This is a genomic window from Cellulomonas hominis (genome assembly GCF_014201095.1).
GTDB classification, from domain to species: Bacteria; Actinomycetota; Actinomycetes; order Actinomycetales; family Cellulomonadaceae; genus Cellulomonas; species Cellulomonas hominis.
In genome coordinates this window covers 3,148,450-3,166,475 of sequence record NZ_JACHDN010000001.1, presented here as the reverse complement: position 1 = coordinate 3,166,475, position 18,026 = coordinate 3,148,450, and the positions used below count along the sequence as shown (strand labels likewise).

10 protein-coding genes are annotated in these 18,026 nt (G+C 75.8%); 1 reads left to right on the top strand and 9 read right to left on the bottom strand.

What is annotated here, in order from left to right; genetic code table 11:
• Positions 1–46: 46 nt before the first annotated feature.
• The 9 genes from HNR08_RS14850 to HNR08_RS14810 form a co-directional block, all read right to left on the bottom strand.
• Entirely contained in the window at positions 47–5,905 is a 5,859-nt protein-coding gene (locus HNR08_RS14850) for an Ig-like domain-containing protein (protein ID WP_146839281.1), read from the bottom strand.
• A complete protein-coding gene (locus HNR08_RS14845) occupies positions 5,902–7,458 on the bottom strand; it encodes a serine/threonine-protein kinase (RefSeq protein WP_146839283.1) in 1,557 nt (518 codons plus the stop codon). The genes HNR08_RS14850 and HNR08_RS14845 overlap by 4 nt, the downstream gene beginning before the upstream one ends.
• Complete coding sequence (locus tag HNR08_RS14840; protein ID WP_146839285.1) at positions 7,455–8,960, bottom strand: FHA domain-containing protein; 1,506 nt, start codon at positions 8,958–8,960, stop codon at positions 7,455–7,457. Before HNR08_RS14840 ends, HNR08_RS14845 begins: the two co-directional genes overlap by 4 nt.
• Positions 8,957–9,784: a PP2C family protein-serine/threonine phosphatase gene (locus tag HNR08_RS14835; protein ID WP_146839287.1), complete on the bottom strand. Its 828-nt coding sequence runs from the start codon at positions 9,782–9,784 to the stop codon at positions 8,957–8,959. The genes HNR08_RS14840 and HNR08_RS14835 overlap by 4 nt, the downstream gene beginning before the upstream one ends.
• A 67-nt stretch (positions 9,785–9,851) precedes the next feature.
• Entirely contained in the window at positions 9,852–11,348 is a 1,497-nt protein-coding gene (locus HNR08_RS14830; RefSeq protein ID WP_338075804.1) for an alpha/beta hydrolase family protein, read from the bottom strand.
• Positions 11,349–11,425: 77 nt separating this feature from the next.
• Entirely contained in the window at positions 11,426–12,328 is a 903-nt protein-coding gene (gene era, locus HNR08_RS14825) for a GTPase Era (RefSeq protein ID WP_146839289.1), read from the bottom strand.
• Positions 12,329–12,339: 11 nt separating this feature from the next.
• A complete protein-coding gene (locus tag HNR08_RS14820) occupies positions 12,340–13,665 on the bottom strand; it encodes a hemolysin family protein (protein WP_146839291.1) in 1,326 nt (441 codons plus the stop codon).
• On the bottom strand, positions 13,662–14,114 hold the full coding sequence (gene ybeY, locus HNR08_RS14815) for an rRNA maturation RNase YbeY (RefSeq protein ID WP_146839293.1): 453 nt from the start codon (positions 14,112–14,114) through the stop codon (positions 13,662–13,664). Before ybeY ends, HNR08_RS14820 begins: the two co-directional genes overlap by 4 nt.
• On the bottom strand, positions 14,111–15,118 hold the full coding sequence (locus HNR08_RS14810; protein ID WP_146839295.1) for a PhoH family protein: 1,008 nt from the start codon (positions 15,116–15,118) through the stop codon (positions 14,111–14,113). Before HNR08_RS14810 ends, ybeY begins: the two co-directional genes overlap by 4 nt.
• A 195-nt stretch (positions 15,119–15,313) precedes the next feature.
• Here HNR08_RS14810 and ppdK point away from each other — a divergent pair, with 195 nt between their 5' ends.
• Entirely contained in the window at positions 15,314–18,025 is a 2,712-nt protein-coding gene (gene ppdK, locus HNR08_RS14805) for a pyruvate, phosphate dikinase (RefSeq protein ID WP_146839297.1), read from the top strand.
• The last annotated feature ends 1 nt before the right edge of the window (position 18,026 follow it).

Genomic DNA, 18,026 nt, shown 5'->3' with positions numbered 1-18,026 from the left:
TCTCCTGTCGGTACGGCGGACATCTGTCGGATCGGCAGCGCGGGCGTCATCCGGAGGAGCCGGGGTCGGTGCCCGTGCCCGGGTCCTGCGGATCGGGCTGCTGCGGCTCGGTCCAGATCACCTGGACCTGCACCGACGCCCACGGGCTCCATCCGGTCCCGTTGCGCGCCCGGACCTGCAGGGTGACCCACTCGCGGTTGTCGCCCTCGTACGCCTGCGCCACCGAGGCGTTGGTCGCGGCCATCGAGCCGCCCGGCGACGGGCGGGACCAGCCGGACAGGTCGTACTGGTACTCCTCGACGGGGGTCCCGCCGCCGTCCCCCGGCGCGGTCCACGACAGGGTGGCCTTCGCGGGCCGCCCGGTCGCGTCCGGCTCGGTGGGCTGGACCTGGAGGCCGGTCGGCGCGGCGGGTGCGGTGCGGACGTGCTGCGCGTCGGTGGTCGTGCCGGGACCGAACGCGCCGCAGCCGCGCAGGTTGCAGGCGCGCACCGCCACGGTCACCCGGGCCCCCGCCTGCAGGCCCGAGATCCGCGCGGACGTCCCGTTCACGCTGACCGACCCCGCCGACGTGCTCACCTCGTAGTTCACGACCGGCGAGCCGTTGCCCCCGGCGCGCGACCACTCGATGTCGAACCAGCCCTGCCCGGCCGCCGCGTCCGTGGACCCGCGCACGACCCGCGGCGCCTCGGGGGTGTCGGGGACGCCGAACGCGATCGCCTTGCCCTCCCCCTCCGGGCCCCAGCCGGCCTTGTTGCGCGCGCTGACCCGGAACACGTACTCGGCCCCGTTCTGCGCGCCCGTGAGCGAGTACCGCGTCTGGGACGCGTCCATCTCGAAGGTCCCCGCGCCGGGGCCGCCCGTGACGACCAGGCGGTACCGGTTCACCGGGTCGCCGTTGTCGGCCGTCGGCGTCCACGTCACGTCGATCTGCCGACCCTCGTCCGAGGCGACCGGCTGGGCGACGACGTCCGGCGCCGACGGGGCGGCCGCGGGCACCGACGTCGCCGACGTCGGGCTCCACCCGCTCGGGTCGGGCGCACGGTTGTGCGCCCGCACCTGCAGCGCGTACGCGGTCCCGTTGGCCAGGCCGCGGAACGTGTACGAGGTGCCCGAGGTCGTCACCGTCGCGGGCCCGCCCGGCGGCGCGGGCGAGATCATCAGCGTGTACGACGTCACCGGCGACCCCTTGCTCGCCGGGGCGTCCCACGCCGCGGTGAGCGTGCCGTCGCCGAACGCCGTCCAGCGGGGCGCCGCCGGGGCGTCCGGCACCGCGTCCGGCCGGGCCGGCGCGGAGGACGGGCTGGGGTCGGACCAGTCGACCGCGTTCCGCGCGGCGACGGTGAACGTGTACTCGGTGTCGTTGGTCAGCCCGGCGATCGTGCACGTGGTGCTCGCGCAGCGCGTGACGGTCCCGCCGGGGGTCGCGGTGACCCGGTACTCGGTGATGGGCTCGCCGCGGTGGTCGGGCGCGTCCCAGGAGAGCACCACCGTGCTGTCGCGGACCTCGCCCACCCGCGGGGCGTTCGGGGTCGCGGGCTTGCCGCGCACCCGCAGCGAGATGCCCGCGGACACCTCCCGCGCGGGGTCGTCGGTGGCGTCCCGGACGCGCACCCGGACCACCATCTGCCCCACGAGGTCGTCCGCGGGCCGCAGCACGACGTTCCCGCCGGAGACCGACGCCGTCCCGGTGCCGGGGGTCTCCACGGTGACGCCGACGATCCGCAGCGCCTCCTCGGGGAACGGGTTGTAGGCGCCGGCCAGGACGTCCACGACGCGGTCGCGCCCCTGCACGCCGTCGCCGAGCTCCAGGCTCGACACCTGGGCCACGCGCCGGGTGCTGGCGATCGCGCGGACCTCCACCTGCACGTCCATCGTCGACGACCGCCCGTAGCCGAGCGTGATCCGCAGCGTGCCGCGGGTGCCCTTGGGCGTGCCGACCGCGGAGGACACGCTGAGCCGCGTCCCGGACAGCGTGGCCGTGAACCCGGCGGGCTGGTCGGACGCGAGCTGGTAGGTGTACGTGTCGGCGCCGGACGCGCCTTCGACGCCGCGGGTGAACGCGAGCAGGTCGACGGTGACGGGCGCCTCGCCCGGGCCGACCTCGAGCACGGACGGGTCGAAGGTCGGCGGGTAGTCGTCGAGCGTGTAGACCGTGATCGGCAGGGTGATCGTCGACGTGCGCGCGGTCGCGTCGCCGGGGCCGGTGGCGTCGGTGACCGGCACGGTGATCGACGCCGGTCCGACGTAGCCGGCGGCCGGGGCGAACCGCACCGTCGTGCTGTTGACGAACAGCGACGAGCCGTCCGACCGGGTGGCGGTGAGCTGCGTGGCGTCGGCGACCTGCGCGGTGCGGCCCGGCGCGACCTGGATCTGCTCGCCGAGCGGGATGGTCAGCTCCTCGCCGCTCGCCACCCGGAGCTCCGGCGCGCGGGGCCGGGCCGTCGGCGGGAAGAACCCGAGCGCCGGCACGGAGATGAACGCGTAGGAGCGCACGCCCTCGGCGGTCGTGTTGGTGAGCACGTACGGGATGGTCTGGGCCGTCTCCCCGAGCGTCACGGTGACCGTGCCGTCCGCGCGGACGGACGCCACGTCGGCGGCGGACCGCGGCACGGAGACCTCGAGGTCGCCCAGCGGCCCGCTCGGGTTCTGCGCGACGGCCAGCACGTCGACGTCCACGCTCGTGCGCCCGACCGTGTCGACGGGCGGCACGACGACGTCGCGGGCGACCGGCGGGAGCACGGGGGCGTCCGGGTCGACGGTCACGCTGAGCACCGCACCGGCCCGCGCGCCGCGGGCGTTCTCCGCGGTGTACCCGATCGGCAGCACGCCGGCCTGGTCGCCCTGCACGACGATCCGGTTCCCCTGCACGGACGCCGTGATGCCCGCCGGGACGTCGAGGTCGTCGGCCAGCCGCAGCGTCCCGCCGGACACGTCGGTGTCGTTGTCGAGCACCCGCACCTCGACCCGCTGCCCGGGCCGGATGGTGACGGCGTCGTCGCGGGCCACCACGCGGTTCGAGTCGGTCGGCCGCGCGGCGATGCCCACCCGCACGGTGGCCACGGCGCGCTGGCCCGTCCAGTCCTCGACGGCGTAGGTGAACTCGTCGGTGCCGGCCTCGCCCGGGAGCGCCTCGTACTCGAGGTAGTCGGCACCGACCTCGTTCACCCGCCCCTTGGTGCCGGCGGCGGCGACGCCGAGCAGCGTGATGCCGTCGCCGTCCGGGTCGATGCCGACCAGCGGCACGGGGATCCGCACGGTGTCGCCCGCGAACACCCGCGCGACGAGCGCCTGCGGGCGCGGCGGCGCCTTGGTCTCCGCGTCGGACTCGTGCACCCGGACCGTCAGCGTCGCGGCGGTCTCGTACCCGGTGCCGTCCCGCACGACGAACGTCGCGCGCACCGTCATCGGGGTGCTCGGCGCCTGGTACCGCAGCACGTCGCCCGCCACGAACAGCAGGCCCTGCCCGTCGCCGAGCGGCTCGGCGAACTCGGTCGCGAGGGTCAGCTCGTCGCCGTCCGGGTCGTAGGCCTTCTCCAGCACCGGCACCGTGACCACGCCCCCGGTGCGGACGTCCGCGACCGCGTTCGGCACGACGGGTGGCTGCGTGGTGGAGGACGCGGGCACGGGGGTGACGACGATCTGGCCCGTGGCCGTCGCGGTGCCGTTCGAGACGACGTACTGCAGCGTCACCGGCTCGGTCAGGACGCCGACGGCCGAGATCTGCACGAGCTCGCGCTGCCGGACCGCCACGCGGAGCCCGTCGGGGGCGTCGACCGACAGGAGCAGGAGCACGTTGCCGGCGGGGTCGCTGTCGTTGGCGAGCGGGGCGACGGTGGTCTGCCCGCCCTGCGGGAGCGACGCCGTGTCGAGCACCGCGACCGGCGGCTCCGGCTGCTCGGGCCGCGCGCGGACGTCGATCCGGGCGACGCCGACGGCCTGCTGCGGCGCGGCGGTCACCGTGAACGACACGTAGTAGGTGCCCGCGCCGGCGGCCCGGAAGGTGAACGAGCCCGCGTCCAGGTCGGGGGTGATCGTCGTGCCGGTCTGCTGCTCGACGCCGGCCAGGCGGGGCGGCTCGGCACCGTGGCTGCGCACGGCCGCCAGCGGCTCCAGCACGACGTCCTGGTCCGTGTAGGTCACGGCGTGCACGGGGTCGATGAGCAGCGGGCTCGAGCCGGGCGCGCGGACGTCCACGTCCACGGTGCCCTCGGTCATGGCGGTGCCGTCCGACACGACGACGTGCACGACCGTGCGGCCGAGCTCGCCGCCGTCCGCGACGTACGTCAGCGTGCCGTCCGGGCGGAACCGGGCGGTGCCGCGCTCGGCGGTCGCGCCGACCAGGGTCAGCGGGTCGCCGTCGGGGTCGCGGAAGTCCGACAGCACCGGGTAGGTCGCGGTCGCGCCCTGCTCGACCAGGATCTCGCCGGTGCGCACCTGGGTGGGCGGCTCGTCGATCGAGGGGTCCCGGACGGTCAGGGTGACGCGCGCGGTCGACGGGGCCGTCGCGCCGCGGCCGTCGCTCACCGTGTACGCGAACGACGCGGAGCCGGTCGCGCCGGCGGGCACGGCGAGCTGGAGCGCCCGGCCGCCGTACACGGGCTGGAGGGTGCCGAACTCCGCGGGCAGCGGGTCGACGTCGCTGATGACGAGGATGCCGCAGTCCGAGGACGTGTCGTTGTCGATCACGGGCAGGATCACGGTGCGGCCCGGCCGGACGCCGAACTCGTCGTCGACGGCGTTCGGCGCGGCGGACGACGGCGAGCACTCCGGGACGAGCTGCTGCGTCGTGCGGTCGCCCTCGCTCTGGTCGGTCTGGTCCTCCGGCTCGTCCTCCGGGACGACGTCGGACCAGTCCGGCTCGCGGAGCTCGGTGTCCTCCAGCGGGAGCCACAGCCGGCCGTCGACGGTCTCGTTCAGGGCGACGACCTGCCGGTTCACCCGGAACACCAGGGTGTCGGTGCTGGTCACCCCGGACAGGCTCAGCAGCTCCTGGGCGCCGTCGTCGCACAGGCGCAGGTAGTTGCGCTCGACGGTGGGCCAGGCGGCGTGCGCGCACGTCCCGACCCGCACCGGGGCGGCGGGCACGCCGGACCCGCCGGCCTCGTGCTCCGCGGCCACGGCGCCGGACGACAGGTCGACCTCGAGCAGCGCCGTGCTGCCGGCCACCAGGGCCGTGCGGGCCGCCGGACCCGGCTGCTGCAGCACCGGCCGCGCGACGCCGAGGTCGGCGGACCCGCCCGGCGTGCGCACCGTCTCGCCGTCCAGACCCACCGGGACGTCGCCGACCGCGGTCAGCGCGTCCACGGGCCCGTCGAGGCCCGCGATCTCCTCCGCCGTCGCCGGGCCGCCGCCGTCGGCCGGGGTCAGCCGCGTGACCGCGCCCGTCTGGGCCTCGACGGCGAGCGCGTCGCCGGTGACCGTCGCGACGGCCAGCCCGCCGGAGCCCACGTCGGCGTCGGGCGGGTCGGCGGCGGTCTGCAGCAGCGGCAGGTCCGCGAACGTCCGGACCCACACCTGGCCGTCGGGGTCCACCACCGCGACCGTGCCGCCCGCCATCGAGACCTGGGCCCCGGCCGGCAGCGTGACCTGCGACGCCGCCGTCACCCCCGCGGGGTCGACCACCGACACCGCGCCCGGCTCGACCAGCAGGACGTCGCCGGCGTCCTGCAGCACGTCGAAGTCGGTGCTCGACGCGACGAGCCCGGCGTTCAGCTCCTCGACCTGGGCGTTGTACCGCCCGACCTGCAGCGTGCTCGTCGACGTCAGCCACACCGCGCCGTCGTTGAGGTCCACCTGCGCCAGCGGGAAGCCCGGGTTCACCAGCGCGAGCGTCGCGACCACGGCCGGCACGGTGACGACCGCGGCGGTCGAGGCGGTGCGGCGGCGGCTCCAGGGCCACCTCACGGCACGCACCCCTCGGCCGGGACCGCCGACGCGCGGCGGTCGGCGCGGACGATCGACACCTCCACGCAGACCTCGCCCGTGCCGTCGGCCGGCACCGTCACGGTGCGGTCCTCCACGATCTGCAGCTCCGGCTCGCCCGTCGCGGTGCGCCGGCCCCACAGGTAGGTGTCCCCGTCCTGCTCGTCGGGGTTGGTCCAGGTGAACACGACCGAGCCGTCCGCCTCGCGGGTGCCGACCAGGTTGGCCGGGCTCGGCACGGTCGCCGTGACCGAGCCGGCCGGGCCGGGGAACTCGCTCTCGGCCGCGGGGCCCGGGTCGGTGTCGGGGCGGTTGGTGAGCAGCACGACGGCGACCACGGCCGCCGCGATGGCCACCACCGAGCCGACGGCGGCGAGCACGCGGCCGCGGGACGACGCCGGGGCGGCCGGGGGGACGTCGCGGACGAGCGGGCCGGGGGCGTCCGGCGCGGGGCCGGGTGCCGGGGCCGGGCCGGGCGCCGGGGCGGACGTGGCGGGCACCGTGACGACCGGGCGCAGCCGCGTCGACTCCGCGCCGGCGCCCACGTCGACCGGGGTCCCGGCCGGGACGGACGTGCGCGGCACCGGCGCCACCTCGTGCACCGTCCGCACGCGGGTCGCGTCCGGCTCTGCCGACGGGCCGGCGCCGGAGCCCGCGGGCTCCCCCGGGACATCCGGCACGTCGAGCGGGGTCAGGGGCAGGCCGAGGTCGGCCTCCACCGCGCGCAGGTCGTGCGCGAGGTCCACGGCGCGGGGGTGCCGCTGCTGCGGGTCGCGGGCCATCGCCCGGGCCAGGACGGTCGTGAGGCGCTCGGGCAGGTCGCCGCGCGCGATCGCCACCGGGGTCCCGCGCTCGATCCGGCCGACCAGGTCGGCCGCCTCGTTGCTGCCGCCCGGCCGCTCGAACGGCGACCGGCCCGCCAGCGCCGAGAACAGCGTCGCGGCGAGCGAGTACACGTCGGAGCGGGCGTCGCCGTGGGGCTGCGCCGCGAGCAGCTCCGGCGCCGCCCACGGGATCGACATGCCGACGGCCGGGCCCCCGGCGTCCACGGTCGCCGCGATGCCGAAGTCCGACAGCACCGGGCGGCCGAAGTCGTTGGTGAGCACGTTGCCCGGCTTGATGTCCCGGTGCAGGATCCCCGCGCGGTGCGCCGTCTCCACGGCGGACGCCAGCCGCACGCCGAGCTGCAGCACCTCCGGCACGCCGAACCGCTCGGTCCGGTACCGCTGCCCGAGCCCCGGCCGCGAGCAGTACTCCATCACCAGGAAGGGTCGCCCGTCGCGCGCGACCCCCGCCTGGAACACCGTCACGATCGACGGGTGGTGCGACAGCCGGGCGGTGAGGTCCGCCTCCCGCTCGAACGCCTCCCGGCCGGCCGCGTCGACGCTCGCGAGCAGCACCTTGACCGCCACCGCACGGCGGGGCAGCTCCTGCTCGTACAGGAACACGTCCGCCGATCCCCCCGAGCCGAGCAGCCGCTGCACCGCGTACCCCGGCAGGTGCGGCGGCTGCGAGGCCTCACGCGCGCGCGTCACTCACCCGGCTCCACCGTGAACGTCACGCCGTCGCCGAGGTCGACGAGGTCGCCGTCCCCCACCGCGATCGGCTCGCCCGCGGCGATCCGGCGCGGGGGCAGCCCGCCCGCCGCGACCGTGACGCCGTTGGTCGAGTACAGGTCCGTCACGAGCACGCGCCCGTGCTCCAGGCGGACCTCGGCGTGGGTGCGGGAGATGTCCTGCTCGGGGCTCGGGACCGTGACGAGGCGCGCGTCGGAGCCCTCGGGCGCGCGCTCCGGCTGGGGGGCGCGCCCGATCAGCACGACGCCGTCGACCGGGACCAGGGCGCCCGTGGACAGGGCGATGCGCGGCACCGGTCCCGGGGTCGCGGCCGGGCCGGCGGGAGCCGCGTCGAAGCCCGGGGCGGGCGTGGGCACCACGGCGCCCGACGGCCAGTCGCCCGTCTGGGAGACCGCCCACGACGGGAGGTTCTGCCGGATCGACGCGAGCTCGCCGCTGAGGATCGTCAGGCCGTCGTGGTCGTCCGCCGAGGCGGGGCCGGGCAGGGCCGGGACCGGCTGGGGGGCGGGCGCGGCCGGCGGGGCGGGCGGGGCCGGCGGGAACGCCGCGGCGGGGCGGTCCGCGGGCGCGGGGGCCGGCGCGGGGGCCGGCGCGGGCGGCGGGGCGAGCGGCGCGTCCAGGGCGGCCCACGCGGGGACGGCCGGGGCGGACGGCGCCGCGGGGGTCGCCTCGTCCTCGTCCGGCTCGCCCGCGGCGGGCGCCTCGGCCTCGGCCTCGGCGCGCGCGGGCCCGGGCAGGGGCTCCTCGGCGGGCGCCGGCTCCTCGGCGGGCGCGACCACCTCGGCCGGGGCCGCCTCGTCGGCGCGCTCCGGCTCCGCGGGGGCCTCGGCGTGCTCGGCCGCCTCCGCCGCCGCGACGGCCACCGGGGCGGCGTCGGCCGCGGCCTCCGCCGGCAGCGGCGCGTCCGGCCCGGCCGGCGCCTCCGCGGGCACGGCGGGCGCCGAGACCGGCACGACCGCCACCGGCGTCGGCTGCGCCGCGTGCACGACGGGCTTGTCCTCGACGGCCGGCGCCGGGGTCTCGCCGCCGGTCAGCCGCACGCGCACCCGCGACGCCCGCACGACGCCCGCGACGATCGGCAGCGCCGGCCCGCGGCCCGCGCCGGCGACGCGCACGGTCACCTCGTCGGCCGCACCCAGGGCGCGCTCGGACCAGGACACGACGCGCGGCGCGGACAGCACCTCCGCGCGGGTGCCGCGGACGACCTCGACCTCGACGTCGCCGCGCAGCGCGGTCTGCACCGCACCGGACGCCAGGTCCACGGCGGCGAACGGGTGCAGCTCGCCGATGCCGTGGCGCACGAGCGCGTCGAGCTGCGCGCCGAGGCCGCCGCCCTGCTCGGGGGCGCTGGCCCAGACGTCGCGGACGACCTCCGGCGGCGTCGACGGGGCGAGCAGCAGCACGGCTCCGCCGGCGACGACGGCGTACCAGTCGCCCGGGGTGTACTCGGGAACGGTCACCGAGAGTCCTCCTGGTGGCTTCGGGGTCGCGGGATGGTGGCCCCGTCGACCGTCTCGTCCCATGTCGTATCGGCACCCTCGACCCCGAAAGCAAGCCATCCGGTGCCGTCGTCCGCGATCGGGTCCGCCTCGACGACGACCGCGGTGGCGTTGTCGCGGCCCCCGGCCTCGACCGCGCGGCGCACGAGCTCGGCCGCCGCCGCCCCCGCCCCGGGGGTCCCGGCGAGCACCGCGGCGACGTCCGCCGGGGTCAGCTCGCCGGACACGCCGTCGGAGCACACGAGCAGCCGGTCGCCGGGGCGCGCGGGGAGCATCCAGTAGTCGGGCTCGGGGTCCGCGCCGGTGCCGAGCGCCCGGGTGAGCACGTGCCGCTCCGGGTGCCGCTCGGCCGCCGCGAGCGTGAGCGTCCCGGAGTCCACGAGCTCCTGGACGACCGAGTGGTCGACGGTGAGCTGCGCGAGCTCGCCGTCGGCCCAGCGGTACACGCGGGAGTCGCCGACGTTGAACACCAGCCAGTGCGCGGTCCCGTCGTGCTCCCCGAGCGCGACGCCGGCCACGGTCGTGCCGCCCTCGCGGCGCTCGAAGGTGGCGCGGATCCGCTGCGCGGCGCGCCGGAAGCAGGCGTGCAGGTCGGCGGGGTCGACCGCGGTCAGCCCCGCGAGCCGCGCGAACTCCTCGACCGCGAGCCGGCTCGCGACGTCGCCCGCCTCGTGCCCGCCCATGCCGTCGGCGACCAGGAAGACCGGCGGGTGGGCCAGCAGCGCGTCCTCGTTGAGCGCGCGCACGCGCCCCCGGTCGGACGCGGATCCCCACGTCGTGCGCACCTGCACTCCCCTCGGTCGGTCGGACACCATCCTGCCGGTACTCGGTCGCGCCCCGGCACACCCAGCGCTAGATCCCCAGCTGGTACACGCCCCAGTACGCGAGCACGACCAGCAGCGCCGCGCAGGCGGCGCACGTGCCCCAGAGGACCACGTGCCCGACCGCGCCGCGCGCCATCGGCTCGCCGGACTGCCGCAGGCGGCGCAGCCGCACGACCACGGCCGCCGCGGCGAGCACCGCCGCGAGGCCCAGCAGCCGGACGCCGAGCCAGCCGCCCTGCACGATCCAGCCGTTGCGCTCGTACCCGAGGGCGAGCCGCGCCACGGCCACGAGGTACCAGACGAGCGCCACCACGGTCCCGACCGAGGCCGCGGACAGCAGCGCGAGCCGCCGGGCCAGCACCCGGTCCCGGCCCGGCGCCGGCGCCCGCCCGCGCAGGTGCTGCACGCCCACGGCCGCCCAGCGCGCCAGCGGCAGCAGCACCACCAGGCCCACCGCGCCGAGCACGAGGAACACCAGCACGTCCCCGTTGCCGAGCCAGCGCGGCTGCGGCACGGGCGCGGCCCAGTACAGCTGCTCGGGCTGGTCCCCCGCGATCCGCGGCCACACCGAGCCCGTCTCCGGGAGCCCCTGCACCCAGCCCGTCAGGTCGCGCAGGAACGCCGGGGCGACCGCGCCGGCCACCCGGATGCCGTGGTCGGCGCCGCGGTAGTACCGGACGGTGTAGTCCGTGTTCCCGGCGATCGCGACGTCCCGGATGATCTGCTCGGCGCCCTGCACGAGCGGCATGGACGCGTCGGCGGTGCCGTACGCGACCAGGACCGGCTGGGTCATCTGCCGCTGGTACGGCGCCACGTCGAAGTCCGCGTACTCGAAGCCGCCGCCGGGGATCGACATGCCGACCGCCCGCGGGATCGCCCGGAACACCTGCTGCGGCACCCCGGTGTTGCGCAGGTAGGAGTCGACGGCGAACGCCGCCTGCTGCCGCGCGGGCACGACGGGCGCGGACACCAGCACCACGAACGCGACGTCCGGCTCGTCGACCGCCATCACGGGCGCGATCCAGGCGCCCTCGCTCTCCGCGTACACCCCGACCCGGTCCGGGTCGACGCCCGGGAGGTCGCGCAGCAGGTCGAACGACCGCAGGTAGTCCTCGGCCATCAGCACGTAGTCGCGGTGGCGCACCGTGTAGGTGTCGAGGCGCTTGTTCGGCACGATCGTCGCGACGCCGGCCTCGGCCAGGGCCTCCGCCTGCTCGACGAACGCGTCCTCGAACGCCCCGGTGCCCGCGCCGTGCACGAACACCACGCCGGGGACGTCGCCCTCGACGCCGAGCGGCATCAGCACGCGCGCCTCGACCGTCGCGCCGTCCAGCGGCACCTCCACGACCTTCTCCGCCACGGGGTACGGGCCGGCGGCGGGTGCGCCGGGGATCGCGGTCGACTCGGCCTGCACGGTCAGCGGGTCGGTCATCGGCACCGGCGCCCACTGCGGGCCCATGAGCGCCCCGAGGACCGCGAGGACGATCGCCCCCACGACCGTTCCCGCCGCGACCCGGTAGCGCACCTCGCGATTATCCCCGACCGGACGGCGCTCCCCGGGGACCCGTTCCGCCTCGGTGTCGTCCGTGCCCGTCACCGTGCTCAGAAGCCCAGCCGCCCGAGCTGCTTGGGGTCGCGCTGCCAGTCCTTCGCCACCTTGACGTGCAGGTCCAGGTACACCCGCGAGCCCAGCAGCGCCTCGATGCCCCGGCGGGCCCGGGTGCCGACCTCGCGCAGCCGGGTGCCGCCCCGGCCGATGACGATGGCCTTCTGGCTGTCCCGCTCCACGAACAGGTGCACGCGCACGTCGAGCATCGGGCGCTCGCCCTCGGCCACCTCGCGCGGCACGATCTCGTCCACGACGACGGCCAGCGAGTGCGGCAGCTCGTCCCGCACGCCCTCGAGTGCGGCCTCCCGGACCAGCTCGGCGACCATCACGGCCTCCGGCTCGTCCGTCAGCTCGCCCTCCGGGTACAGCGCGGGCCCCTCGGGCAGGTGCCCGACGAGCACCTGCTCCACCACGTCGACCTGGTAGCCCGACTCCGCCGACACCGGGACGATGTCCGCCCAGTCGCCGAGCTCGGACACCGCGAGCAGGTGCTCCGCGAGCCGCTGCTTGCCGACCAGGTCCGCCTTCGTGGCGATCGCGACGACCGGGGTGCGGCGGCCGAGCTGCGCGAGCTGCTCCGCGATGAACCGGTCGCCCGGCCCGACCTTCTGATCCGACGGCAGGCAGAAGCCGACCACGTCGACCTCGGTGAGGGTGTCCCGGACCAGGTCGTTCAGCCGCTCGCCGAGCAGGGTGCGCGGGCGGTGCAGCCCGGGGGTGTCGACCAGCACGAGCTGGGCGTCCGGGCGGTGCACGATGCCGCGGATCGTGTGCCGGGTGGTCTGCGGCCGGCCGGAGGTGATCGCGACCTTCTGCCCGACGAGGGCGTTGGTGAGCGTCGACTTGCCGGCGTTGGGGCGGCCGACGAGGCACGCGAAGCCGGAGCGGTGGGTCACGGGGGTCTCCGTCACTGGTCCGTGGGGTGGGCCCGGCCGCGGTCGGCGGCGGGCTGGGGCTCGGGGTCGCGGTGCTGCTCGCGCGGCTCGGGGTCGGGGTCGGGCACGCGGGACACCAGGACGCGGGCGACCCGCTTGCGGCGGCCCTCCGTGCCCTGCGCCACCAGGCGCAGGCCGTGGATCTCCCCCGCCGACCCGGGGATGGGCACCTTGCCGAGCGCCTTGGCCAGCAGGCCGCCCGCGGTGTCCACGTCGTCGTCCTCGACGTCGAGGCCGAACAGCTCGCCGAGCTCGTCCTTCGCCAGCCGCGCCGGCACCAGGTACGCGCCGCCGCCGAGGTCCTCGACCTGCGGCGCCGACGGGTCGTGCTCGTCGGTCAGCTCGCCGACGATCTCCTCGAGCGCGTCCTCGATGGTCACGAGCCCGGCGATCCCGCCGTACTCGTCGACGACCATCGCGATGTGCGAGGCGCCGGCCTGCAGCTCCCGCAGCAGCTCGTCGACCGGCTTCGACTCCGGCACGAACACCGCGGGCCGCACGAGCGAGCCGGCCGGGGCCTCGGCGGCGTCCGGGTCGTCCTGCATCCGGCGCACCAGGTCCTTGAGGTAGAGCACGCCCTTGAGGTCGTCGACCTGCTCCCCGACGACCGGCACCCGCGAGTACCCGGAGCGCAGCAGCAGGGACAGCACCTTGCGCAGCGGGGTCGACTCGACCGTCGTCACCATGTCCGTGCGGGGCACCATCACCTCGCGGGTGAGGGTGTCGCCCAGGCCGAGCACCGAGCGGACCATGGCGCGCTCGTCCGCGTCGCCCTCCGGGTCGTCGCCGACGCGCTCGACGATCTCGCGCAGCCGCTCCTCGTCCAGGTCCGCGCCGGCGGCCGGGGCGACCCGCACCAGCGGCCCGGCGACCGCGCGCACCCCGAGCAGCAGCCGCGACGTCGCGACGAGCACCTGGCGCGGGTACCGGTGCCCCAGCGACCGGGGGCTCAGCCGGGCCAGCACCACGGTGAGGAAGGCGCACGCCGCGACGGCGATGACCAGCTCGAGCGACCACGCCAGGTCGGACGCGGCGATCGCCAGCGTGAGGCAGACGGCCGCGAGCATCTCGCACAGCAGCCGCACGACGGCGGCCGACCCGGCGACCGCCCCGCGGTCCTCCGCGAGGCGCCGCACGCGCTCGGCGGCGGGGTGCCGGGCGGTCAGCAGGTCCGCGACGGCGTTCCGGCCGATCCGCAGCACCGCCGCCTCGCCCGCGGACAGCAGGGCCGCCACGAGGACGGCGAGCACCGTGAGGGCCGCGAGCAGCCCCACCGTGCCCGGCGTGACCTCGCTCATCGCCCGGCGAGGAAGGTCAGCAGCAGCTGGCGCTGCAGGCCGAACATCTCCTTCTCCTCCTCCGGCTCCGCGTGGTCGTAGCCCAGCAGGTGCAGGATCCCGTGCGTGGTGAGCAGCAGCAGCTCCTCGACCGTCGAGTGGCCGGCCGTGCGCGCCTGCTCCACCGCGACCTCCGGGCACAGCACGACGTCGCCGAGCAGCCCCGCGGGCGTCGGGTCGTCCGCGCGGCCGGGCCGCAGCTCGTCCATCGGGAAGGACAGCACGTCGGTCGGGCCGGGCTCGTCCATCCACTTCACGTGCAGGTCCGTCATGACCTCCGTGTCGACGAACAGGATCGACAGGTCGGTCTGCGGGTGCACGTGCATCTGGTCCAGGACGAAGCGGGCGAGCGCGGCGAACTCCGCCTCGTCGACCTCGTGGCCGGACTCGTTGTTGACCTCGATACTCATCGTGCAGTGGTGTCCCAGCGTGCGTAGGCGTCGATGATGTCGCTCACCAGGCGGTGGCGGACGACGTCGGAGGAGCTCAGCCGGCAGAACGCGACGTCGTCCACGTCCGCCAGGATCGTCTCGACCACCCGCAGGCCGGAGGTCGTGCCCGACGGCAGGTCCACCTGGGTGACGTCGCCGGTGACCACGACCTTCGACCCGAAGCCGAGCCGGGTGAGGAACATCTTCATCTGCTCGGCCGAGGTGTTCTGCGCCTCGTCCAGGATGATGAAGGAGTCGTTGAGCGTGCGCCCGCGCATGTACGCCAGCGGCGCCACCTCGATCGTCCCGGCCTCCATCAGCCGCGGGATCGAGTCGGGGTCGACCATGTCGTGCAGCGCGTCGTACAGCGGCCGCAGGTAGGGGTCGATCTTCTCGCTGAGCGTGCCGGGCAGGAACCCGAGCCGCTCCCCCGCCTCGACCGCCGGCCGGGTCAGCACGATCCGGTTGACCTGCCGGGCCTGCAGCGCCTGCACGGCCTTCGCCATCGCGAGGTACGTCTTGCCGGTGCCCGCCGGGCCGATGCCGAACGTCACCGTGTTCCGGTCGATCGCGTCGACGTACTCCTTCTGCCCCGACGTCTTCGGGCGGATCGTGCGCCCCCGGGTCGAGAGGATGTTGAACGTCAGCACGTCCGCCGGGCGCGTGGCGGTGCCCGCCGTGAGCATCGCGACCGAGCGGGTCACGACGTCCGGGGTCAGCGGTGTGCCGCCGGCGGCCATCTCGACCAGCTCGTCGACGAGCCGGGCGACCAGCGCGACGTCGCCGGCCGGGCCGGCCAGGGTGATCTCGTTGCCGCGCGCGTGCACGTCCACGGTGCGGAAGCCCGACTCGACCGCGCGGAGCACCTGGTCGTCCATGCCGAGGAGCTCGACCATGGAGACGCTGGACGGGATGGTGATCCGGTGCTCGACCCGCGCGGCGGGGAGCGACCGGTCGGGGCGGTCGGGTGAGGTCTCAGCCATGTGCTCGGCTCGCGCCGTGGCTCCGTTCCGGGAAGGACGTGCGGACCGGGTCAGTCTACCGACCCCGGCCCGCGGACCGCCCGGCCGTTCCCGCGGGCGGGGGCCCATGGTCCCTGGGCAACGCGCGAGGGGCGGGAGCAGACTGCTGGAGGTGGGAGCAACGGCGCTCCCCCGATGTCGTACGCGGAGGTACACGTGGCCAGCTATGTCCAGGACTTCTCCGAGGGTGACAAGGACCAGAAGGATCTGCTCGGCGGCAAGGGCGCGAACCTCGCCGAGATGACCCGCCTGGGCCTGCCGGTGCCGCCCGGCTTCACCATCACGACCGACGCCTGCCGCGACTACATGCGCACGGGCCACCTGCCGCCCGAGCTGCGCGTCGAGGTCACGATGGCCGTCCGGCGGCTGGAGGACGCGCTCGGCCGCGGCCTCGGGGACTTCCACGACCCGCTGCTGGTGTCGGTGCGCAGCGGCGCGAAGTTCTCCATGCCCGGGATGATGGAGACGGTGCTCAACGTCGGCCTGAACGACGCGTCCGTGATCGGCCTGGCGGAGTTCTCCGGCGACGAGCGGTTCGCGTGGGACTCCTACCGCCGGCTGATCCAGATGTTCGGCAAGACCGTGCTCGACATCGACGGCGACCTGTTCGCCGAGACGCTCGACAAGGCGAAGGCCGCCAAGGGCGTGCACGACGACGTCGACCTGGACGCCGCGGACCTGCGGCAGCTCACCGAGCAGTTCAAGGAGATCGTCCGCGTCGAGTCCGGCCGCGAGTTCCCGCAGCACCCGCGCGAGCAGCTCGACCTGGCGATCGTCGCGGTGCTGAAGTCCTGGAACACCGAGCGGGCGCGCCTGTACCGCCGTCGCGAGCGCATCCCGGACGACCTGGGCACCGCGGTGAACGTGTGCTCGATGGTGTTCGGCAACCTCGGCCCGACCTCCGGCACCGGCGTGGCGTTCACGCGCGACCCCGCGACCGGGCGCACGGGCGACTACGGCGACTACCTGGTGAACGCCCAGGGCGAGGACGTCGTGGCCGGCATCCGGAACACCCTCAGCCTGGTGGAGATGGAGGAGGTCGACCCGCAGTCCTACGCCGACCTGCGCCAGGCGATGCGCCGGCTCGAGACCCACTACCGCGACCTGTGCGACGTCGAGTTCACCGTGGAGCGCGGGAAGCTCTGGATGCTGCAGACCCGGGTCGGCAAGCGCACCGCGCCCGCCGCGTTCCGGATCGCGACCCAGCTGGTCGACGAGCACCTCATCACGATGGACGAGGCCCTGGCCCGGGTCAGCGGCGCGCAGCTCTCGCAGCTGATGTTCCCGCAGTTCGACTCCACGGCCGAGCGCACGCTCCTCACCAAGGGCATGGCGGCCTCCCCGGGCGCGGCGGTGGGCCGGGCCGTGTTCGACTCGGCGACCGCGCAGGCCCGGGCCGCCGAGGGCGAGGACGTCGTGCTGGTCCGCCGGGAGACCAACCCGGACGACCTCGGCGGCATGATCGCGGCGGTCGGCGTGCTGACCGCGCGCGGCGGCAAGACGTCGCACGCGGCGGTCGTGGCACGCGGCATGGGCCGCACCTGCGTGGTCGGCGCGGACGAGCTGGACATCGACCCCGTCGCCCGCACGCTCAAGGTCAACGGCCACGCGGTGTCCGAGGGCGACGTCATCGCGATCGACGGCTCCACCGGCGAGGTGTACCTGGGCGCCGTCCCGGTCGTCCCGTCGCCGGTCAGCACCTACCTCGAGTCCGGCCTGGACGCGGCCCTCGACCAGGCCGGCGACGACGAGCAGACCGCCGACCTGGTGACGTCGGTGCACCGGATCCTCACGCACGCCGACGAGAAGCGGCGCCTGCGGGTGCACGCCAACGCCGACACCGCCGAGGACGCCCACCGGGCCCGGTCGCTGGGCGCCCAGGGCATCGGGCTGTGCCGGACCGAGCACATGTTCCTCGGCGAGCGCCGGGTGCTCGTCGAGCGGGTCGTGCTCGCGGAGGACGACGAGGAGCGGCAGTCCGCGCTCGACGCCCTGCTCCCGCTGCAGCGGGCCGACTTCGGCGCGCTGCTCACCGAGATGGACGGCCTGCCGACGACCATCCGGCTGATCGACCCGCCGCTGCACGAGTTCCTGCCGGACCTCACCGAGCTGTCGGTCAAGGTCGCGCTGGCCGAGGAGCGCGGCGAGGTCGACGCGGCGGACGTCAAGCTGCTCGCCGCGGTGCGACGGATGCACGAGGCGAACCCGATGCTCGGGCTGCGCGGCGTCCGGCTCGGGCTCGTGGTGCCCGGGCTGTTCTCCCTGCAGATCCGCGCGATCTGCGAGGCCACCGCCGACCGGCTCGAGGCCGGCGGCACCCCGCACGCGGAGATCATGGTCCCGCTCGTCGGGTCGGTCATGGAGCTGCACCTGGTCCGCGACGAGGCGCTGCGGATCATGGCCGAGGTCGGCGAGACCCGCGGGATCGCGCTGGACCTGCCGGTCGGCGCGATGATCGAGCTGCCGCGCGCGGCGCTCACGGCCGACCGGATCGCCGAGGTCGCGCAGTTCTTCTCGTTCGGCACCAACGACCTCACGCAGACCACGTGGGGCTTCTCCCGGGACGACGTCGAGGGCGCGTTCTTCCCGGAGTACCTCGAGAACGGGGTCCTCACGATCTCCCCGTTCGAGACCATCGACGCGAAGGGCGTCGGACGGCTCGTCCGCATCGCGGTGGAGGAGGGCCGGGCCACCCGGCCCGACCTCACCGTCGGAGTCTGCGGCGAGCACGGCGGTGACCCGGAGTCGATCCGGTTCTTCGACGCGGTGGGCCTGGACTACGTGTCCTGCTCGCCGTTCCGGGTTCCGGTCGCGCGGCTCGAGGCCGGCAGGGCCGCGATCCAGGGTCCCGACACCGACGTCCGCTGAG